The organism is Leucobacter iarius, assembly GCF_039530105.1.
GTDB lineage: Bacteria > Actinomycetota > Actinomycetes > Actinomycetales > Microbacteriaceae > Leucobacter > Leucobacter iarius.
The window spans coordinates 836743-856647 of sequence record NZ_BAAAOB010000001.1; the positions used below are offsets into that span (position 1 = coordinate 836743).

A 19905-nucleotide genomic window follows, 5' to 3' on the forward strand; every position below is an offset into this window, starting at 1 on the left:
GAGCCGGGCGAGGGCGTCCTCCGCACGCGAACCTGGACGCATGACCTCCGAAGACTCCGCCCGCGCACGCTGGGACGCGCTCCGCCACGACCTGCTCGCGCTGCTCTGGCCGGGCAGCTGCGTCGCCTGCGGGGCACCCGACCGGGTGTGCTGCGCGCCCTGCCTCGCCGAGATCCGCGGACAGGCCGGCGCTGCTCCGCGACCGCTCGTGCGTCGACTCCCGCGCCCGGAGCGACCGGCGCTCGAGCTGCGCGCCGCCGGGCGCTACGACCGCGCCCTGCGCGCCGGGCTCGTCGCCTACAAGCACGCGGGCCGGGTCGGGCTCGCGAAGCCGCTCGGCGCCCGGCTCGGACCGGTGCTCGGCGCGGCGATCGCGACGGCTCCGGAACCCCCGCTCGTCGTGGCGGTGCCCTCGCGACCGGCGCGCGTGCGGGAACGCGGGATCCGGCACCTCGAACCCGTCGTCCGCGCCGCGCTCCGAGGGTGCCCGCCTCGGCGCGGGGCGGGGCTCGCGCTGCGTGCGCTGCGCACCACGCGCGGGCGGCGCAGCCAGGTGGGGCTCGATCGCGCAGCGCGGCGCGGCAACGCGGCACGGATCGCGGTGCGGCGGTCCCACGCGGGGCGCATCCGGGGCCGGGCGGTCGTGCTCGTCGACGACGTCTGCACCAGCGGAGCCACGCTCTCGGCGGCCGCGGACGCGCTCGAACGGGCGGGCGCCCGAGCGGTTTCCGCGGTTTCGATCTGCGTTGTCGAAGAGAACGCTGAACCGGGTGGCAGCGGGGCCCGCGGAAGCGGTAGGGTGCGTGAAAGGCGTAACGGTGCGCCAGGCAGAAGGCCACCCGCCTGATCCCTTTACGGAGGTCACCATGGACGTGAACATCCACGGACGCAACGTCGGCATCACCGACCGGTTCGAATCCTATGTGGGCGCGAAGACGGAGAAGGTGGCCGGTCTGCTTCCGAAGGCGAGGTCCTTCGAAGTGCGGGTATCGCGGCTCAGCGACCGAAGTCCGCAGAACGGGGATCGCGTCGAGGTGACGATTCACGGTCCCGGCCCGATCATCCGGGCCGAGTCGGCCGCGGCCGACAAGTACTCCGCCTTCGACATCGCCTACGGACGGGTGCTCGAGCGCATCCGCCGCGTGAAGGACCGCCGCAAGGTCCACCGCGGCAGCGGTCGCGTCTCGCTCGGCGAAGCCGCGGCGAACGACTTCCAGTCGGTCGACCTCACCCCCGCGCCGCTCGAGGTCATCGAGGCGGTGGCGACCGGATCGGTCCCCGTCATCGCCGACGGCACCATCGGCGAAGAGGCGTACTCGCCCGTGGTCATCCGTTCCAAGGAGTTCCCGGCCGAGCACCTCAGCATCGAGGACGCCGTCGACCAGATGGAGCTCGTGGGCCACGACTTCTTCCTCTTCATCGAGCACGGCTCGCAGAAGCCGAGCGTGGTCTACCGGCGCAAGGGCTGGAACTACGGCGTGATCCACCTGGTGGACGAAGCGGACTGACGCGCGACGCGAACGGGGCGGGGCGGTCGACTCTCGGGTCGGCCGCCCCGCCCCGTCTTCACAGGAACCCGCAGGCGACCTCTCAGCGCCCTTGCTAAGCTGAGTGAGTTGTCACAATTCGGCAACGGAAGCGGCGCGGGCGACCGGGCCACACCCCCACAGGAGACAACACGTGGCGACTGTCCTTGACCGGATCCTTCGCGTAGGCGAAGGCCGCACCCTGAAGAAGCTCGAGCGCATCGCAAAGACGGTCGCCGGGCTCGAGGAGTCGTTCGCGGCGCTCACCGACGAGGAGCTGCGCGACGAGACCGAGGAGTTCCGCGCCCGGCTCGAGAAGGGCGAGACGCTCGACGACCTGCTGCCCGAGGCGTTCGCCGCGGTCCGCGAGGCCGCGAAGCGCACTATCGGCCTCAACCCGTTCCCCGTGCAGATCATGGGCGGCGCCAACCTCCACCTCGGCAACATCTCCGAGATGAAGACGGGCGAGGGCAAGACCCTCGTGGCGACCATGCCCGCGTACCTCAACGCCCTCGCAGGCAAGGGCGTGCACATCGTCACCGTCAACGACTACCTCGCGACCTACCAGAGCGACCTCATGGGTCGCGTCTTCCGCGCCCTCGGCATGACCACCGGCTGCATCGTCGCAGGCCAGGATCCGACCGAGCGCCGCAAGCAGTACGACGCCGACATCACCTACGGCACCAACAACGAGTTCGGCTTCGACTACCTGCGCGACAACATGGCCTCCACGGCCGAGGAGCGCGTGCAGCGCGGCCACTTCTTCGCGATCATCGACGAGGTCGACTCGATCCTCATCGACGAGGCCCGCACCCCGCTCATCATCTCCGGCCCCGCCTCGGGCGAGGCGAACCGCTGGTTCGCCGAGTTTGCGCGGCTCGCCAAGCGTCTGAAGCCCGAGACCGACTACGAGGTCGACGAGAAGAAGCGCACCGTCGGCGTGCTCGAGCCCGGCATCGAGAAGGTCGAGGACTACCTCGGCATCACCAACCTCTACGAGTCGGTCAACACCCCGCTCATCTCGTTCCTCAACAACGCGATCAAGGCCAACGCCCTGTTCACCCGCGACAAGGACTACGTCGTGCTGAACGGCGAGGTGCTCATCGTCGACGAGCACACCGGCCGAATCCTCGCCGGCCGTCGGTACAACGAGGGCATGCACCAGGCCATCGAGGCGAAGGAAGGAGTGCAGGTCAAGGCCGAGAACCAGATGCTTGCGACCGTCACCCTGCAGAACTACTTCCGCCTCTACGACAAGCTCTCGGGCATGACCGGTACCGCCGAGACCGAGGCGGGCGAGTTCTACTCGACCTACCAGCTCGGCGTGGTCCCCATCCCGACCAACAAGGCGCTGCTCCGCAAGGACCAGCCCGACCTCGTCTACAAGAACGAAGAGGCGAAGTTCGCCCAGGTCGTCGAGGACATCGCCGAGCGCCACGAGAAGGGCCAGCCCGTCCTCGTCGGCACCACCAGCGTCGAGAAGAGCGAGTACCTCTCGCGCCTCCTCGCGAAGGCCGGAGTCCGGCACGAAGTGCTGAACGCGAAGAACCACGGCCGGGAGGCCGCGATCATCGCGCAGGCCGGCCGCCTCGGCGCCGTCACCGTCGCCACCAACATGGCCGGTCGAGGCACCGACATCATGCTCGGCGGCAACGCCGAGTTCCTCGCCGTGCAGGAGATGACCTCGCGCGGTCTCTCCACCGACGAAGACCCCGACGGCTACGAAGCGGCCTGGGGCGACGTGTTCGCCGCGGTCAAGGAGGCCGTCTCCGCCGAGGCCGCGAAGGTCACCGAGGCCGGCGGGCTCTACGTGCTCGGCACCGAGCGCCACGAATCGCGCCGCATCGACAACCAGCTGCGCGGCCGCTCCGGCCGACAGGGCGACCCCGGCGAGAGCCGCTTCTACCTGTCGCTCACCGACGACCTGATGCGCCTGTTCAACTCCGGCGCAGCAGCGGCGCTCATGAACCGCTCCAGCTTCCCCGACGACCTCGCGATCGAATCGAAGGTCGTCACCCGCGCCATCCAGAGCGCGCAGAGCCAGGTCGAGCAGCGCAACTCCGAGATCCGCAAGAACGTCCTCAAGTACGACGACGTCCTCGACCGCCAGCGCAAGGCGATCTACACGGACCGCGCGCAGATCCTCGACGGCGAAGACATCGAGAACCGCATCGACGTGTTCCGCGAGCAGGTCGTCGACGCGATCCTCGACTCGCACGGCACCGGCGACGACTGGAACCTCGACGCGCTCTGGGGCGACCTCAAGCAGATCTACCCCATCGGCATCACCGTCGACGAGGTGCAGGCCGAGACCGGCGGGCGCCGCGTCGACCGCACCTTCCTGCGCCGCGAGATCCTCTCCGACGCCGAGGTCGCCTACGAGAAGCGCGAAGAGACCCTCGGCGAGGAAGCGATGCGCGAGCTCGAGCGCCGCGTCGTGCTCTCGACCGTCGACCGCCGCTGGCGCGACCACCTCTACGAGATGGAATACCTCAAGGAGGGCATCGGCCTCCGCGCCATGGCGCAGCGCGACCCGCTCGTCGAATACCAGCGCGAGGGCTACACCCTCTTCCAGAGCACCATGGGGCAGATCAAGGAAGAGTCCCTCGGACTCCTCTACAACCTCGAAGTGCAGGTCCGTCCGGCCGAAGGCCCCCAGGACCACGTCCATCTCGAAGGCGGCGGACTCGAGACGCCCCAGGCGACCGACGAGTCGCAGCTCAGCTACTCCGCGCCCAGCGAGAGCGGCGAGACCGAGGTGCACGGCGCCGGCGCCGACGAGCCGGAAGCCCCGCAGCAGCGTGGCGCCTTCGGCCAGCCGGTCAACAGCTCGGCGCCCGTGAACCGCGCCCAGCGCCGCGCGAAGAAGAAGTAGACACGAGATCCATGATCGGCGACCACCCCGGAACGCCGGCTGAAACCTGGAGACGGTAATGGCAGACGACGCACGATCGCGCCCGACCAAGAACGAACGCCGACAGGCGGCCCGCGAACAGGCCCGCCAGGCCCGTGAAGCGGAGAAGAAGCGCGAGAAGCGCAACCGGCTCTTCCTGCAGGGCGGCATCGTCGTCGGCGTCGTCGCGATCCTCGCGATCATCGGCCTCGTCATCACGACCGCGAACGCCCCCGCCGGCCCCGGCCCGAAGAACATGGCCTCCGGCGGCGTCACCTTCATCAAGGATCTCAAGGTGAAGGAGACCCCCGCACTCGCGGCCGGCGCCGAGCGCAAGGCGCCCGAGGTCGACTGGAATAAGTCGCCCGTCGACGTCACCGTCTACGCCGACTACATGTGCCCCGCCTGCGGCGCGTTCGAGCAGACCTACGGGACCATGCTCGAGAACTACGTCGGCTCCGGTGACATCACCCTGCGCATCTACCCGCTGAACTTCCTCGACAACGCGTCGCAGGGCACCAAGTACTCCACCCGCGCGGCGAACCTGTTCAGCTGCGTCGTGCAGGAGCAGCCCGACGTCGCGTTCAAGCTGCACAACCTGCTCCTCAGCAAGGAAGAGCAGCCGCAGGAGGGCACCCCGGGCCTCACCGACGACCAGCTCCTCGACGTCGCAAAGAAGGCCGGCGTGAAGGTCGACGACACCCTGAAGAGCTGCGTCCAGGACGGCACCTTCAAGAAGTTCATCGACCAGAACACCAAGCAGGTGCTCGAGAACCAGATCCTCGGTCTCGCCAAGGGCGCCCAGCTCGTCGCCAACCCGCAGACCGGCGAGCTGCAGAAGGCTGGCGACCCGCAGCGCCTCAAGAGCACCCCGACCGTCATCATCAACGGCAAGCAGTGGGTGCCGCAGCGCGACGGCGAACTCGAGCCCTACATCCTCAAGCTGAAGGCCGAGCTCGACGCCAACGCGGCGGACAGCGCCAAGAAGCAGTAGCCGTTAGGCTCAAGGGGCGTCCCGAACGGGGCGCCCCGCAGGCGGCCCGTTCGGGTCGCCGCATGCCGCCTTAGCTCATCTGGTAGAGCAGCGCCCTTGTAAAGCGCAGGTGGTCGGTTCGAGTCCGACAGGCGGCTCCAAGAAACACCAGGTCAAGCTGAGTTCGTCATTTCTGGACGATCTCTCATCCCCTGCGCTGGGGGCAAACGTGGGGCAGAGTGCGACGCCCGGGATTCCGGTGCGCCAGTGCATTCCGTGCGCCGATCCATCCGCGGTCCTCGTGAACGCTGGCGCGTTCGCGAGGACCGCTCCCGCCAAGCCCGCCAGGCGCACGGAACACACCGGCGCACCGGAATCCCGGGCGCCGCGTGCTCGTTCGAAGTGTGTATGTCCGGCGGTACAGCGGGAGGGTTGGTGTAGGCACGTGCGATGTGCTGCGAGTGGCGGCAAAACGCCCGAATCGACCGCCATTCCAGCGGTTTGCCGCCACTCGATGGAGATCCTGTGCGTGTACGCGCTCGCCCGCGCGCTTGCACCGGGCGCCCGGCTCGGCGAGGGCTAGAGTGGGCGGGTGACGCAGACGAACTCGCGATTCCCCGTGTGGGCGGCCCTCCTCGGCTCCGGCCTCGCCGGCATGCTCGTGGCCGTGCAGTCGCGCGTCAACGGCGGCCTCAGCCGCGAGATCGACAACGGCTTCCTCGCCGCGCTCGTCTCCTTCGGTTCCGGCCTCGTCATCATCGGCCTGATACTGCTCTGCACGCCGTCCGCCCGTCGGGGCCTCTCGCAGCTCGCCCGCACGGTTCGCGCGGGGGAGCTGCCCGTGTGGGGCCTGCTCGGCGGCACCTGCGGCGGCTTCTTCGTCCTCAGCCAGGGCCTCGTCGCGCCCGCGCTCGGCCTCGCGCTCTTCACGGTCGGCATCGTCGCCGGCCAGGTCAGCGGCGGGCTCGTGATGGACCGGATCGGGCTCGGACCCGGCGGACGCGTCGATCCGACCCCGGCGCGCGTCATCGGCACCGTGCTCGCGGTCGTCGCGGTCGCGTTCACCGTGTGGGCCGACCTCCGGCCCGGATCCCCGGTCTGGCTCGTGCTCGTCCCGATCGTCGCGGGTCTCGGCATGGCCTGGCAGTCGGCCGTCAACGGGCTCGTGCGGTCCGCCGCGCACAGCGCCATCACGGCGACCTTCATCAACTTCGTCACGGGCACCGCGATGCTCGGCATCGCGGCTGCGATCTCGCTCGCGGTGCGCGGCTGGCCGACGCACTGGCCGAGCGAGCCGTGGTTCTACGTCGGCGGCCTCATCGGCACGCTGTTCATCGCGGTCGCCGCGGTGCTCGTGCGCACCGCGGGCGTACTGCTGCTCAGCATGTCGAACGTCGCCGGGCAACTGATCGCGTCGGTGGCGCTCGAAGCCGGGCTGCCGCTCGCGAACGGCGTCACTCCCGGCCTGATCGCGGGCGCCGCGGTATCGCTGATCGCCGTCGCGATCGCGGCGGGCGGCGGCGTCGGGCGCGCGAAGCGGACCGGACGCTAGGCCTGCGGCTCGGCCCCGGCCTCGAAGTCGAGGGCGAGGCTGTTCATGCAGTAGCGGTCGCCGGTCGGCGTGCCGAAGCCGTCGGGGAACACGTGGCCGAGGTGCGATCCGCAGGCGGCGCAGCGCACCTCGGTGCGGACCATGCCGAGGCTGTGGTCCTCGAGCAGCTCGACGGCCTCGGGGCGGACGCTCTCGTAGAAGCTCGGCCAGCCGCAACCGGAATCGAATTTGGTGCCCGCGACGAACAGCTCGTTGCCGCAGGCCCGGCAGCGGTAGAGCCCGTCGCGGTGCTCGTCGAGCAGTTCGCCGGTGCCGGCGCGCTCGGTCGCGGCCTGACGCAGGATCGCGTACTCCTCGGGGGAGAGCTGCTCGCGCCACTCGGCGTCGCTGCGCTGCACCCGGTAGTCGCCTGAGGTCTCGGACTCGCTCATTCCCGCTCTCCCGTTCGCTGGTGAGCTCCCATTCTACGGCTCGGATCCGGGGGCGAGGAGGGCGCGGAGAGGCGCTGCGAGCGAACACGCCGAAGCCTGGGAAATGCCCCGGGCTTGCAACATCTGATGTTATTCATCAGACTAGAGGGGTAGTTAGGTGAGGGTACCCTCACTTCGATCCGATGTTGGATCCGCGTGGCGCTCGTCGCCCGGTTCCGCCGGGCGTGATCTCAGGGGATTTCGAGCGCGACGCGTCCGTCCCCGACCGAAGGGCACAGTCATGTCTGCCTCCACCCCCGTCCCGGTTCGCCACCGGTTGCGCAGCGTCGTCTCCGCGACGCTCGCCGGCGCGCTGATCGCGAGCGGTGCGCTGCTCGGATCCACGGCGGCCTACGCCGAGACCGGCGAGGCGCCGGCTCCGGCGGTTCCCGCGACGGAGCAGCCCGCGGAGCAGACGCCCGCCACCGAGCCCGCGGCGGAGCCGACCGCCCCCGCGGAATCGCCGCCCGCGGCGCCCGCGGCGCCCGCGGCGCCCGCGGTGCCGAAGGCTGAGGCGAAGGTGGCGCCGCAGCAGGCCCCCGCTGCCGCCGAGCCCGCAGCTTCGGGCTCGGTCGCCGCCAGCGTGGCCGGGACCAGTGCGGCAGACGGGCTCCGGCTCGCGGTGACGGGCACCGGACTGCCCGACGGACAGGTCTACGCGGGACTCATCGAGCGCGGTCACGAGGCCGATGTCTCGACCGGCGGCGGCTACGCCGCTTTCGCGCAGCCGTTCCCGACGGTCGCGGGCGGCCAGACCAGCTTCGCCCTGACGGCGCCGGTCGCGAACCTCGACCGTTCGAAGCAGTACGAGGTGCTCGTCTGGAAGCTGCACTCGCAGCCCGACGCCAGCACGATCCTCGCCCGCGCGAACGTCGATCTGACCCCGGCCCAGTGGAACGACCTGATCCCCGTCACTCCGCAGGTGATCGTGTCGCAGACGACGGGTCTGGATCCCGGGCAGACGACCGAGGTGACCGTGCGCGGCACCGGCTTCTTCCCGCACGCACCGGAGACCAGCGGCTCGCGTCCGCCGCTCGCCGGCAAGTTCACGGGTGTCTATGTCGCCTTCGGTTCGTACGCGCAGGCCTGGCAGCCGTCCACCGGCGCCGTGGCGGCGACCCGTTCGAACGTCGATCAGAAGTGGGCCGTGCCCGCCGAGAGCATGGCGACCATCGGTGGTGCTGCCGCGGGTGCGATCGAGCTCACGGCCGACGGCACGTTCGAGACGACGCTGAAGGTGTCGAAGAACGACGCCAAGGCGATCGCCGACGGCTCGTGGGGCGTCGTCACGTACCCGGGCGGCGGGGCCAAGTACGCGCCGTTCGAGACGCTCACGTCCGTGACCTTCGCGACTCCGACGCCCAAGGTCACCGTGTCGCAGACGACGGGTCTGGATCCCGGGCAGACGACCGAGGTGACCGTGCGCGGCACCGGTTTCTTCCCGCACGCACCGGAGACCAGCGGCTCGCGTCCGCCGCTCGCCGGCAAGTTCACGGGTGTCTATGTCGCCTTCGGTTCGTACGCGCAGGCCTGGCAGCCGTCCACCGGCGCCGTGGCGGCGACCCGTTCGAACGTCGATCAGAAGTGGGCCGTGCCCGCCGAGAGCATGGCGACCATCGGTGGTGCTGCCGCGGGCGCGATCGAACTGCAGGCAGACGGCACCTTTGAGACGACGCTGAAGGTGTCGAAGAACGACGCCAAGGCGATCGCCGACGGCTCGTGGGGCGTCGTCACGTACCCGGGCGGCGGGGCCAAGTACGCGCCGTTCGAGACGCTGACCCCGGTCGCGTTCGCGACCCCGACGCCCAAGGTCACGGTGTCGCAGACGACGGGCCTGGATCCCGAGCAGACGACCGAGGTGACCGTGCGCGGCACCGGCTTCACTCCGCGCGACCCCGACACCACCGGCAAGCGTCCGCCGCTCGCCGGCAAGTTCTCCGGGACGTACGTCGTGTTCGGCTCCTTCGCCGAGAAGTGGCAGCCGTCCGCAGGCGCCGCGGCGGCGACCCGCAAGGCGTTCGACCAGAAGTGGGCCGTGCCCGCCGAGAGCATGGCGACCATCGGCGGGGCAGCCGGCGGTGCGGTCGAGCTCAAGGCAGACGGAACGTTCGAGACCGTACTGAAGGTGTCGAAGGACGACGCCAAGGCCATCGCAGGCGGTTCCTACGGTGTCGCTACCTACTCGGGAAGCGGCGCGACCGCGGCCGCGTTCGAGACGTTCACCCCCGTGGCATTCGCCACCCCGAAGACGACCGTCGCGCCGACGGTGCAGGACGCCGCCGAGACCGGCCTCACCGTCGACGTCGCGATCGGCCGCATCGCGCTGCAGAGCGCCGACGCCGGCGTGTACGCCGCCCTGATCGAGCGCGGCACCGAGGGCTCCCTCTCGAGCGACAACATGGGTGCCGCCGTCGCCTACGTGACCAAGGCCAAGATCGTCGACGGCGCGGCCACGGCCACCCTCGTGGCCCCCGCCGCGAAGCTGGATCGCAGCAAGCAGTACGAGGTGCTGGTCTGGCGCGCCCACGGCAACGCCACCCCGGATCGGATCCTCGGTCGCGGCGACGTGACCGTGAGCGACGCGCAGTGGAACACGGTGTTCCCGAGCAAGGCGTCGGGAACCGCGAAGGTCTCCACCGCCACCGTCGATGGGCTCGGCATCGATGTGGCGCTGGCGCACCTCGACCCGACGGAGCTGCCGAACGGTGTCTACGCCGGACTGATCGAGCGCGGCACCGCGGACTCCGCCACCATGGCGACCGTCGCGGGCGCGAAGTGGATCCGTTCGATCCCTGCCTCGGGCGAAGCCGCGCAGACGCTCGCGATCGACGCCGCGAAGCTGGATCGCACCAAGCAGTACGACGTGCTCGTCTGGAAGGGGCACACGAACCCCTCTCCCGAGACCAACGTCCTGGTGATCCCCGTCTCCGTCTCCGCGGACCAGTGGAACGCCGTGTTCCCGGTCAAGGCACCGAAGCTGACCGTCACCCCCTCGACCGGTCTGCGCGACGGCGACACCGTGACCGTGACCGGCGAGGGCTACGACCCGCAGAAGCCGATCTACGTCACGCTCTGCACCGACATCCCGCTCGAGCAGGTGACCTTCGACTTCATCAACGCCGGATGCACGAAGGGCGCGAAGGCCGTCGGCGGCAAGTACGGTGCGCCGTTCGGCGCCGACGGATCCTTCACGGTGCAGATGCAGGTCTCGCCCAAGGAGGGCTCGACCGCGGTCTACACGATCGCCGACCACACCGCGCGGGCCGACCGCTCGCAGGACGCCAAGGCGACGCTCCAGTTCACCTCCGACCCGGTCTCGCCGACGGCGGGCGCGAAGGTGTCGGACGCCGGCAAGGACGGCCTCGCGGTCGACTTCGCGGGCAGCGGCCTCACCGCCGCTGTCGCGCCCCAGGGCGTCTACATCGCCGTCGTCGAGACGGGTACCGATCCCGGGACGAACTCAGACACCACGGTCGCCTACGACTACGTGACCGCGCAGCAGATCACCGACGGCGCGTTCGCGAAGCCGCTCGTCGTGCCGCCGTCGCGCCTCGACCGCGCCAAGACGTACGAGGCGATCGTGTGGCGCGCGCACGGAAACGCGACTCCCGAGGCCACCTTCGGGCGGCAGGCGCTCACCGTGACCGACGCGCAGTGGGACGCGATCTTCCCCGCGGATCCCGCACCGAAGGCCGCTGCGAAGGTCGCGAAGGCCGACGCAGCGGGGCTCCAGGTCGCGTTCACCGGATCCGGTTTCACGGCGAAGCAGGCTCCCGCCGGCGTGTACGTCGCGGTGGTCGAGGCCGGTACCGAACCGAAGCAGGGCGAGAAGAGCACGCTCGCGGCCGAGTACGTCACTCCTCAGGACCTGGCCGGTGGAGCGCTCGCGAAGACCGTCTCGCTGGCCAAGGCCCAGCTCGACCGCACGAAGAGCTACGAGGTCGTCGTCTGGCGTGCGCACGGTCCGGCGACGCCGAGCAGCACCTTCCTGCGCGAGAAGCTCGCGGTGTCCGAGGACCAGTGGAACGTCGTGTTCCCCACCAAGGCGGCCACCGGCAGCCTCGAATGGGGTGTACGCGAGACCTTCCGCGCCTACGTCACCGGTCCGATCGCCAAGGGCAGGATCGACGTGCAGAAGCCGGCGACCCAGTCGGGCGGCGTCTACAAGTTCCCGCAGATCGTCGGCGGCACCTGGAACGCGCAGAAGGGCACCGGCAGGATCCCGTTCTCGGGCAACGTGAACTTCTCGGGCCACGACGGTCAGCTCAACCTGAACCTCGCGAACCCCGTCATCGACGTGCGCGACGCCAAGACCGCGCTGCTGCAGGTGATGCAGAATGGCAAGGCGCTCACCATCGCGACGATCGACCTCGCTTCCGCGGAGCGGACGAAGTCCACGGACGGCGCGGTGAAGTTCTCGGGCGCGACGGTGACCCTCACCGCCGACGGCGCGAATGTCTTCTTCCAGGAGTACCTCCAGCAGGACTCGAAGATGGATCCGCTCACCTTCACCGCGGGTGCGGCGTCGGGCGAGAAGCCCGTTACCCCGCCGGTCGTGAAGCCCGTGCCCAAGCCGAAGCCCAAGCCGCAGCCGAAGCCGGCCCCGACGGGCGGCAGTGCGCAGCTCGCGGGCGCGCTGACCTGGGGCGTCTCGACCCCGTTCGCGAACTACGTGACCGGGCCGATCGCGAAGGGCGGCATCAGCACCTCGGGCGTCGGCGGCGGTCGCGGCGGCTACGTGTTCCCGCAGGTCACCGGCGGATCCTGGAACCCCAAGACCCAGACCGGCACCGTGCAGTACTCGGGCGTGATCAACTACACCGGCCACAAGGGCGCGCTGAGCGAGAGCGTCGCGAACCCGACCATCCGCGTCACGAGCGCCACCAGTGGCGAGGTGCTCGTCGGCGGCCGCGTGTTCGGCACGCTGAACCTCGCGGCGGCGCAGAAGAGCGTCGGCAAGAACGGCGAGGTCACCTGGTCGGGCGTGCCCGTCTCGGGCGGCTTCAGCTACGGCAGCTACACGCTGGGCGCGGACCCGCTGACCTTCACCGTCGGCGCGGCGAACGGTGCGCGCTTCGGCAGCACCTCCGTCTCGGGCGAGACCCCCAAGCGCACCGCGAAGGACTCGGCGCCGACGAAGAGCGGCATTACGATCCTCACCCCGGCCGACAAGCTCGTGCCCGGCGGCGAGATCGAGTTCGAGGCGACCGGCTTCACGCCGGGCGAGCGCGGTATCCTCGTGGTGATGTACTCGAAGCCCGTCGTGCTCGACGAGAACGCCGGCGCGAACGCGCAGGGCACGGTGCGCTGGATCGGCAAGCTGCCGAAGGACCTCACCGGCACCCACACGATCACGCTGCAGGGCAGCGTGGATCGCGGCGCGGTCGTGAAGCTCGGGCAGACGAAGGCCCTGCAGATCGCCGACGCGCAGGTGCTCGACGCCCCGGCCCCGGCCCTCGAGAAGCACCAGGCGCCCGCCGTGGTCTCGAGCGAGACCCCCGTCTGGCTCTGGTGGACCGGCGCGATCGCGCTGCTGGTGATCGCCGCGGCCCTCGTCGGACTCGTCATCGCGCAGCGTCGCGGTAACGTGGCCCGGTAGCCGGCATCCGCAGCCGACCCGTTCGACCCCCCCCGAAAGCAGGATCCCGTGACCCAGTCCACTCGTCGTCCCCTCGGCCTGCGAGCCGTCCTCGGCGGAACCGTGCTCGCGCTCGGCGCGATGCTCGCGGTCGCGCCCGCCGTCGCGCAGCCCGCGCGGGCCGACGACGGCGGCCTGACGGCGTGCGCCGTGCAGTCGGCCGAGTTCGGCTGGGGCGTCAAGGAGAGCTTCCGCTCGTACATCAGCGGCAGCATCGCGAACGGCAAGTGGGAGACGAGCGACGGCGCGAGCTACACGACGCCGCAGTTCCACTGGAAGAACGGCACCGGGTCCGTGGGCACCGACCTCGCGTCCGGCACGGTGAGCTTCACCGGAGCCGTGCACTTCACCGGGCACGACGGTGCGCTGCAGTTCGACCTCGCGAACCCCGCGATCGAGTTCTCCGACGGCAGCGCCACCCTGCTGCTGAACATCGGCGCGACCGACACGGCGCAGAGCGGCGCGCCGAAGAGCGCGCAGGTGCGGGCCGGCAAGATCGACACCGCTTCGCTGCAGGCCGACGGCAGCTCCTTCTCGCTGAAGGACGCCAAGGTACGGCTGACCTCCGAGGGCGCGACCGCGTTCAACGGGCAGTACGGCGACTACGTCGCGGGCGACGAGCTCGACCCGATCACCGTCACCGGAGCGGTCGAGCCCGGCTGCACGCTCTCGGTCGGCGCGACGACGCCGAGCGCGACGCCGACGCCGAGCGCCACCGCGCAGCCGTCGACCAAGCCGGCGCCCGTGGTGCAGGCCGAGGCGCAGATCCCCTGGGTGCCCATCGCCGTCGGCGGTGCCGCGCTCGTCGTGATCGGCGTCACCGTCGGCCTGCTCGTCGCCGGCCGCGGCAAGAAGGCGGCACCCGCAGCGGAGCCCGCGACGGACGAGACGCCCGCGGACCCGCAGAGCTGAACCGCGCGCATACGCGAAGAGGGGTCGGGTTCCACCGCAGCCGGAGCTGCTCCGTGGGACCCGGCCCCTCTTCGCGTGTGCCGGTCTAGGCGCCGGCGATCCAGCTGCGCGCGACCGCGAGGTCGGCGTCGAGCAGCACCGCGTCCGCGGCGTAGCCGGGATCCAGCCGGCCGAGCTCGGCGCCGAGTCCGAGCACCGCGGCGGGCACGCGCGTGAGCGCCGAGACGGCGGTCTCGAGCGGCAGCCCGCAGGCCCCGACGGCCTGGCGCAGCGCGGCGTCGAGCGTCAGCGTGGATCCCGCGATCGTGCCGCTCTCGGTCAGGCGCGCGACACCGTCGATCACCTCGACGGCGAGCGAGCCGAGCAGGTAGGCGCCGTCCGGTGCGCCCGCCGCGGCCATCGCGTCGGTGATCATCGCCACGCGGCCGGGGGCCCCGTGGAACGCGAGCGCGACCACGTCGGGGTGCACGTGCACGCCGTCGTTGATCACCTCCAGCGTGACGTGGGGCGAGCGCATCGCGGCCGTGACCGGGCCGGGCGCTCGGTGGTGGATCCCGCGCATGCCGTTGAAGGCATGCGTCAGGATCGAGGCTCCCCGGTCGAAGGCGCGCAGCGCCGTGTCGAAGTCCGCCGAGGTGTGTCCGACGGCCGCTCGGACACCCGCGGCGACGAGCGCGTCGATCGCCTCGCCGGCGCCCTCGTGCTCGGGCGCGATGGTCACCTGGCGCAGCATGCCGTCGCCCGCCTCGAGCAGGGCGTCGATCGCCGCGGCGTCGGCCGAGCGGAGCAGCGCCGGGTCGTGGGCCCCGCGGAAGTCGTGGTCGAGGAACGGGCCCTCGAGGTGCGCGCCGAGGATCATGGGCTCGTCAGCGGCGGCGACCCGGATCGCGCGGAGGCGCTCGGCGAGCGCGTCGACGGGCGCGGTGACGAGCGACAGCACGGCACGGGTGGTGCCGTGAGCGCGGTGCACGGCGAGCGCCTCCGCGATGGCCGAGGGGTCATCGGCTGCCTCGTCGAACGCGCGCGTGCCGGCGCCGTGGCCGTGCAGGTCGATGAACCCGGGGGTCAGGATCCGCCCGCCCGCGTCGACGACCTCGTCGGTCGCGCAGGCCTGGTCGCGCCAGCTCCCGCCGGTGCCGCGCGCGGCGACCCGGCCGTTCTCGAAGCGGATCCAGGAATCGGGGGTCCGGACCCCGTCGACGAGCTCGGCGGAGTGGATGACGGTGCTGCCCATGTCTGTCAGCCTAGGCCGCGCGGACGTCGGCGCCCGCGACGATCACCGTGTAGCCGCTCTCGCGGAGGGCGTCGAGCTGTTCGGGATCCGCGTCGGCGTCGGTGATGACGGTGTCGAACACCTCGGGGCCGCCCATGCTCGCGAACGCGGTGCGGCCGAGCTTGCTCGAGTCGAGCACGAGCACGGCGCGCTCGGCGCGCTGCGCCATGAGCCGGTTGACCACGGCCTCGCGCTCGTCGTGGGTGGCCGCGCCGCTGCGCACGTCGAGGGCGTTGGCGCCGACGAACGCGATGCTGAGGGCCACCGAGGCGATGACGCCCTCGGCGAAGCTGCCGACGAGCTCGTAACTGCGCGGGTGCAGGACGCCGCCGGTGACGACCAGCTTGACCTGCGGGCGCGTGGCGAGCTCCGTGGCGATGTTCACGGCGTTCGTCACCACCGTGAGGTTCGGCGTGTGCGACTTCACCATGATGTCGGCGCGCGTGGAGAGCTCCTCGACGATCCGCGTGGTGGTGGTGCCGCCCGAGAACCCGACGACGTCGCCGACGCCGACGAGCGCGCTCGCGGCCTCCGCGATCAGCTGCTTGGCGTCGACGCGCTGCAGCCGCTTGTAGCGCAGCGGCAGGTCGTAGGCGACCGAGAGCGCCTGCGCACCGCCGTGGGTGCGGGTGAGCAGGCCCTGGGACGCGAGGGTGTCGAGGTCGCGGCGCACCGTCGCGGGCGACGCGTCGAGCTCGTCGACGAGGTCGTCGACGCGCAGTTCTCCGTGCTCGGCGAGACCGGCGAGGATCGACTGGAAACGGTCGGAGCGCTTCATGCTGCCATTCTCCCGGATCAGGCGTCGCGGAGCGCGAAGAGCCGCAGCAGGCGAGCCGCCTCGGGCACGATCGCGGCGCGACCGGCGCGCACGTACTTGCGGGAGTCGACCGCGTCGGGCTGTGCGGCGAGGGCCTCGCGGACGGCCCGGGTGAAGAAGCCGTTCAGATGCGTGGACACGTTGATCTTGGTCATGCCCGCGCGCACGGCTGCGTCGAGCGACTCGTCGGGCACGCCCGAGGATCCGTGCAGCACGAGCGGCACGTCGAGCGTCGTGCGCAGTGCGGCGATGCGCGCGAGGTCGAGTGCGGCGGTGCGCTGCTGCATGGCGTGGGAGGAGCCGACGGCGACCGCGAGCGCATCCACGCCCGTGTCGCGCACGAAGGCGAGCGCCTCGGCGGGATCGGTGCGCACTCCCGGCGCGTGCGCGCCGTCCTTGCCGCCGACCTCGCCCAGCTCTCCCTCGACGTACACGCCGGCGGCGTGCGCGCGCTCCGCGACCTGCGCGGTGAGGCGCACGTTCTCGTCGTAGGGGAGGGCCCCGCCGTCGAACATGACCGAGCCGAAACCGAGCTCGATCGCCTCGTCGACGAGATCCGGCCGCTCGGCGTGGTCGAGGTGCACCGCGACGGGGGTCGCGGCGGTGCGGGCGAGCGCGAGGGTGGCGAGCCCGATGGGGGCGAGGCCGCCGTGGTAGTCGGCGCAGTTCTGCGAGATCTGGAGGATCACGGGGAGTCCGGCCGACTCGGACGCCGCGATGAGCGCCTCGGCGGTCTCGAGGTGGACGACGTTGAAGGCGCCGATGCCGGTGCCGGCGGTGCGGGCGTCGGCGATGAGCCGGGCTGCGGGTGCGAGGGTCATGCGCGGTCCGTTCGAGGGAGGGGGACGGGGGAGAGGTCGAGGCGCTCGGCGAGTTCGGCGTGCGCGGGGTCGATCTCGCCCGCGAGCGGGGCGAGCACCGCGGCGGCCGACCACGCGGTCGCGCGCCGCAGCAGACGTTCTGCGACGTCGCGGATCGGGACGCCCGCGTCGAGCACCGAGGCGGCGCCGGCGACCGCGGCGTCGCCGGCGCCGGTGGGATTGCCGGCCAGCGGTTCGGCGAGGCGGGCGCGCAGCGCAACCGCGGGAGCGCCGTCGTCGGTGATCGGGCCGGCGATCAGCAGCATTCCCTCCGCCCCGAGCGAGCAGAGCACGCCGCCCGCACCGAGCTCGATGAGGGCGAGGGCTCCGGCGATCGGGTCCGCGAGACCCGTGGCGTCCGCGAGCTCCTCGCGGTTCGGTTTGACGAGATCCGCCCCCGCGCGGGCCGCGCGCAGCAGCGCCGGACCCGAGGTGTCGACGACCGCGGGGACGCCGCGTCCGTGCGCGGCCGCGACGAGCACCTCGACGATCGCGTCGGGGGCGCCGGGCGGCAGACTGCCGGAGACCACGAGCACGGAGGCGCGCTCGAGCTCCTCGTCGGCGGCCGCGACGAGCTCGGCCCACTCCGCGGCGGTCGGATTCTCGCCGCGCTCGTTGAAGATGCTGGTGTCGCCGAGCGCCTCGTCCACGATGGCGGCGGAACGCCGGGTGGGCACCGAGACCGGCACGATCCGGTGCGGCACCCCGCTCTCGGCGAGCTCGTCGGCGAAGATCCGGCCGGTGGCGCCGCCCGCGGTCGTGAGCGCTCGGGCGGCGACGCCCTGCGCGTGCAGCACGCGCGCCACGTTGAGCCCCTTGCCGCCGGCGCGCACCCCGGCGGCCGGCACGCGGTGGCTGCCGCCCGGCACGACGCGCTCGGCGCGCCAGGTCAGATCGAGCGCGGGGTTGGGGGTGACGGTCACGACGGTCATGCGGCGCCACCGTCCGTCGCCGTCGCGCGGGCTCGCGCGAACAGCGCGGCTCCGGCGAGGCCCGCGTCCTCGCCGAGCTCGGCCGGCAGGATTTCGGGGCGCCGATGATAGCTGAGCCGGCGGTCCACCCGCTCGCGCAGCGGAGCGAACAGGGCGTCGCCGGCTCGGCTCAGGCCGCCCGCGATGATGATCGCCTCCGGGGCGAGGAACGCGGCGACCTGCGTGAAGGAGAGCGCCAACGCATCGACCGCGCTGTCCCAGACCTCCGCGGCCACGGGGTCGCCGGCCTGCGCCCGGGCGAGCACGTCGTGCGCACCGGAGGCGGGCGCGGCGCTCGTCGGCCGTGCCGCGGTGTACCGGCGCGCGATGGCACCGGCCGAGGCGACCGCCTCGAGGCAGCCGACCGCGCCGCAGGCGCACACGGGACCGTCGGCCACGGGCGAGTGGCCGAACTCGCCGGCGTAGCCCTGCGCCAGGTGGGCGCGGCCGTCGACGATGATGGTTCCCGCGATCCCGGTGCCGATGATCATGACGACGACGTCGCGGAACCGCCCGGCCGAGCCGAGCCGGTACTCGGCCATGCTCGAGCCGTGGATGTCGTGGTTGAACGCGACGGGCAGGCCGAGACACTGCTCCGCGAGGTCGCGGATCGGAGCGTCGTGCCACCCGAGGTTGCTCGAGAACACTCCGATGCCGCGATCGGGATCGACGATCCCGGGGACGAGGAGTCCCGCGGCCGTCGGGCGGACCTCGGGGAACTCCCGACGGTAGTCGTCGCGCAGCTCCGCGAGCCGGGCGACGATCCGCTCGGGGTTGCCCGCACCGTCATCGGGATCGAGCGGCGTCGCCGTGCGCCGCAGGCCGAGCACCGCGCCCGAGGGATCGACGAGGCCCGACTTGATGTCGGTTCCGCCCACGTCGAAGGCGAGCACGGGCTCGCCCGCGCGGAGGCTCGGCAATCGGGTCACGGTTCCAGGATGACGGATCGGGTGAGGTTGCGGGGCTGATCCGGGTCGAGCCCGCGCGCGAGAGCCCGCGCGAGCGCGACCCGCTGCGCGCGCACCAGGTCGGCGAGCGGATCGAGATCGCTCGTCTCGAACCGGGCGCCCGTCGCCGCGACCTGCGCCGAGAGGCCCTCGGGGGACGGCCCGAACTGCCAGGTGACGCGCCCCGGGGCCGCGATCGAGATCGGGCCGTGGCGGTACTCCATCGACGGATACGACTCGGTCCAGGACTGCGAGGCCTCGCGCATCTTGAGCGCGGCCTCGTGCGCGATACCCACGGTCCAGCCCATGCCGAGGTAGCTTGTCTGCTCGGCGGCCACCAGCTCGGGATCGAGATCCGCCGCGACGGCCGTCGCGGCGTCGGCGATGGCCGTGTCGAGGCGCTCGCCGAGGGACGCGCGGAACAGCGCGAGCGCGGTGGTCGCGAACCGGGTCTGCACGACCGACTGCTCGTCGGCGAAGGGGAGCAGCACGGCGTCGTCGACGAGGTCGACGAGCGGGGACTCGGGGTCGCCGATCACGCCGACGACGCGAGGTGCGTCGCCCGCGGCCGTGAGGTCGCCGACGAGCTCGAGCACCTCGCTCGTGGTGCCCGAGCGCGTGAGGGCCACGACGGCGTCGTAGCCGCGGTCGACGAACGCCTCCGACGCCGCGAACGCGTCGGTGACGCCCTGGCCCGCGCGCTCACGGAGGACGGCGTAGCTCTGCGCCATGAACCAGGAGGTGCCGCAGCCGATCACGGCGACGCGCTCGCCGCGGGCGGGCAGCAGGGCCTGCTCGGCGCGCATCTGCTCGGCGCGCGCCCAGGTCTCGGGCTGGGTGGCGATCTCGGCGGCCATGTGGGCGCCGGGGGTGTGGGCGGCGGTCATTGCGCTCCTCCGAAGGATGTGGCGACATGCGTGAAAGATGATCGCTTCTGATTCAATCACGCAAAAACCCGCAGGACAATGAGCGTATCTGGAGAATCGCGAAGATGGCGCGTGAATCGATCACGGGAACGATCAACAGGTCACAATTTGGTCACCTTCTTGACGAATTATCTCCTCCACCCCGAA

The 19905-nt window shown here is 71.5% G+C and carries 14 protein-coding genes and 1 tRNA gene; 8 read left to right on the forward strand and 7 right to left on the reverse strand.

Annotation, left to right across the window (positions count from 1 at the left end; translation table 11 throughout):
- Positions 1–40 precede the first annotated feature (40 nt).
- The 6 genes from ABD169_RS03610 to ABD169_RS03635 all read left to right on the forward strand — a co-directional run bounded on the left by ABD169_RS03610 (position 41) and on the right by ABD169_RS03635 (position 6944).
- Positions 41–847, forward strand: coding sequence for a ComF family protein (locus ABD169_RS03610; protein ID WP_344029425.1), 807 nt, complete (start codon positions 41–43; stop codon positions 845–847).
- Between the two features lie 19 nt (positions 848–866).
- Positions 867–1508 (forward strand): ribosome hibernation-promoting factor, HPF/YfiA family, encoded by a 642-nt coding sequence (gene hpf / locus ABD169_RS03615; RefSeq protein WP_344029428.1) that lies wholly within the window; start codon positions 867–869, stop codon positions 1506–1508.
- A 172-nt stretch (positions 1509–1680) separates the two neighbouring features.
- Positions 1681–4401, forward strand: a complete 2721-nt coding sequence (gene secA / locus ABD169_RS03620) for a preprotein translocase subunit SecA (RefSeq protein ID WP_344029431.1) — start codon at positions 1681–1683, stop codon at positions 4399–4401.
- A 58-nt stretch (positions 4402–4459) separates the two neighbouring features.
- Positions 4460–5413, forward strand: a complete 954-nt coding sequence (locus ABD169_RS03625) for a DsbA family protein (RefSeq protein ID WP_344029434.1) — start codon at positions 4460–4462, stop codon at positions 5411–5413.
- A 64-nt stretch (positions 5414–5477) separates the two neighbouring features.
- Positions 5478–5553: transfer RNA gene (locus tag ABD169_RS03630), tRNA-Thr, on the forward strand.
- Positions 5554–5984: 431 nt separating this feature from the next.
- On the forward strand, positions 5985–6944 hold the full coding sequence (locus ABD169_RS03635; RefSeq protein WP_344029437.1) for a DMT family transporter: 960 nt from the start codon (positions 5985–5987) through the stop codon (positions 6942–6944).
- Here ABD169_RS03635 and msrB read toward each other — a convergent pair.
- A complete protein-coding gene (gene msrB / locus ABD169_RS03640; protein WP_344029440.1) occupies positions 6941–7375 on the reverse strand; it encodes a peptide-methionine (R)-S-oxide reductase MsrB in 435 nt (144 codons plus the stop codon). The genes ABD169_RS03635 and msrB overlap by 4 nt on opposite strands.
- Positions 7376–7655: 280 nt before the next feature.
- Between msrB and ABD169_RS03645 the strand changes: the two genes are divergently transcribed.
- The gene (locus tag ABD169_RS03645; protein ID WP_344029442.1) at positions 7656–13013 is read left to right on the forward strand and encodes an HtaA domain-containing protein; all 5358 of its coding nucleotides are present in this window, start codon (positions 7656–7658) and stop codon (positions 13011–13013) included.
- A gap of 48 nt (positions 13014–13061) precedes the next feature.
- Positions 13062–13964, forward strand: coding sequence for an HtaA domain-containing protein (locus ABD169_RS03650; RefSeq protein ID WP_344029445.1), 903 nt, complete (start codon positions 13062–13064; stop codon positions 13962–13964).
- Between the two features lie 85 nt (positions 13965–14049).
- On the opposite strand, the gene ABD169_RS03655 is transcribed toward ABD169_RS03650, so the two are convergent.
- The 6 genes from ABD169_RS03655 to ABD169_RS03680 are packed head-to-tail and all read right to left on the reverse strand — an operon-like array spanning position 14050 to position 19719.
- On the reverse strand, positions 14050–15198 hold the full coding sequence (locus ABD169_RS03655) for an N-acetylglucosamine-6-phosphate deacetylase (protein WP_344029448.1): 1149 nt from the start codon (positions 15196–15198) through the stop codon (positions 14050–14052).
- A gap of 10 nt (positions 15199–15208) precedes the next feature.
- On the reverse strand, positions 15209–16015 hold the full coding sequence (locus ABD169_RS03660; protein ID WP_344029451.1) for a DeoR/GlpR family DNA-binding transcription regulator: 807 nt from the start codon (positions 16013–16015) through the stop codon (positions 15209–15211).
- A gap of 17 nt (positions 16016–16032) precedes the next feature.
- The gene (locus ABD169_RS03665; RefSeq protein WP_344029454.1) at positions 16033–16875 is read right to left on the reverse strand and encodes a class II fructose-bisphosphate aldolase; all 843 of its coding nucleotides are present in this window, start codon (positions 16873–16875) and stop codon (positions 16033–16035) included.
- The gene (locus ABD169_RS03670; protein ID WP_344029457.1) at positions 16872–17846 is read right to left on the reverse strand and encodes a 1-phosphofructokinase family hexose kinase; all 975 of its coding nucleotides are present in this window, start codon (positions 17844–17846) and stop codon (positions 16872–16874) included. Before ABD169_RS03670 ends, ABD169_RS03665 begins: the two co-directional genes overlap by 4 nt.
- Positions 17843–18814, reverse strand: coding sequence for an ROK family protein (locus tag ABD169_RS03675; protein ID WP_344029460.1), 972 nt, complete (start codon positions 18812–18814; stop codon positions 17843–17845). Before ABD169_RS03675 ends, ABD169_RS03670 begins: the two co-directional genes overlap by 4 nt.
- Entirely contained in the window at positions 18811–19719 is a 909-nt protein-coding gene (locus tag ABD169_RS03680; RefSeq protein ID WP_344029463.1) for an SIS domain-containing protein, read from the reverse strand. The genes ABD169_RS03675 and ABD169_RS03680 overlap by 4 nt, the downstream gene beginning before the upstream one ends.
- Between the last annotated feature and the right edge of the window lie 186 nt (positions 19720–19905).

Excerpts from the sequence above, each read along its gene's own strand:
- ABD169_RS03610 (WP_344029425.1), top strand. The coding sequence starts at position 41 with ATGACCTCCGAAGACTCCGCCCGCGCACGCTGGGACGCGCTCCGCCAC.
- hpf (WP_344029428.1), top strand. The coding sequence starts at position 867 with ATGGACGTGAACATCCACGGACGCAACGTCGGCATCACCGACCGGTTC.
- ABD169_RS03625 (WP_344029434.1), top strand. The coding sequence starts at position 4,460 with ATGGCAGACGACGCACGATCGCGCCCGACCAAGAACGAACGCCGACAG.
- msrB (WP_344029440.1), bottom strand. The coding sequence starts at position 7,375 with ATGAGCGAGTCCGAGACCTCAGGCGACTACCGGGTGCAGCGCAGCGAC.
- ABD169_RS03645 (WP_344029442.1), top strand. The coding sequence starts at position 7,656 with ATGTCTGCCTCCACCCCCGTCCCGGTTCGCCACCGGTTGCGCAGCGTC.
- ABD169_RS03655 (WP_344029448.1), bottom strand. The coding sequence starts at position 15,198 with ATGGGCAGCACCGTCATCCACTCCGCCGAGCTCGTCGACGGGGTCCGG.
- ABD169_RS03660 (WP_344029451.1), bottom strand. The coding sequence starts at position 16,015 with ATGAAGCGCTCCGACCGTTTCCAGTCGATCCTCGCCGGTCTCGCCGAG.
- ABD169_RS03665 (WP_344029454.1), bottom strand. The coding sequence starts at position 16,875 with ATGACCCTCGCACCCGCAGCCCGGCTCATCGCCGACGCCCGCACCGCC.
- ABD169_RS03670 (WP_344029457.1), bottom strand. The coding sequence starts at position 17,846 with ATGACCGTCGTGACCGTCACCCCCAACCCCGCGCTCGATCTGACCTGG.
- ABD169_RS03680 (WP_344029463.1), bottom strand. The coding sequence starts at position 19,719 with ATGACCGCCGCCCACACCCCCGGCGCCCACATGGCCGCCGAGATCGCC.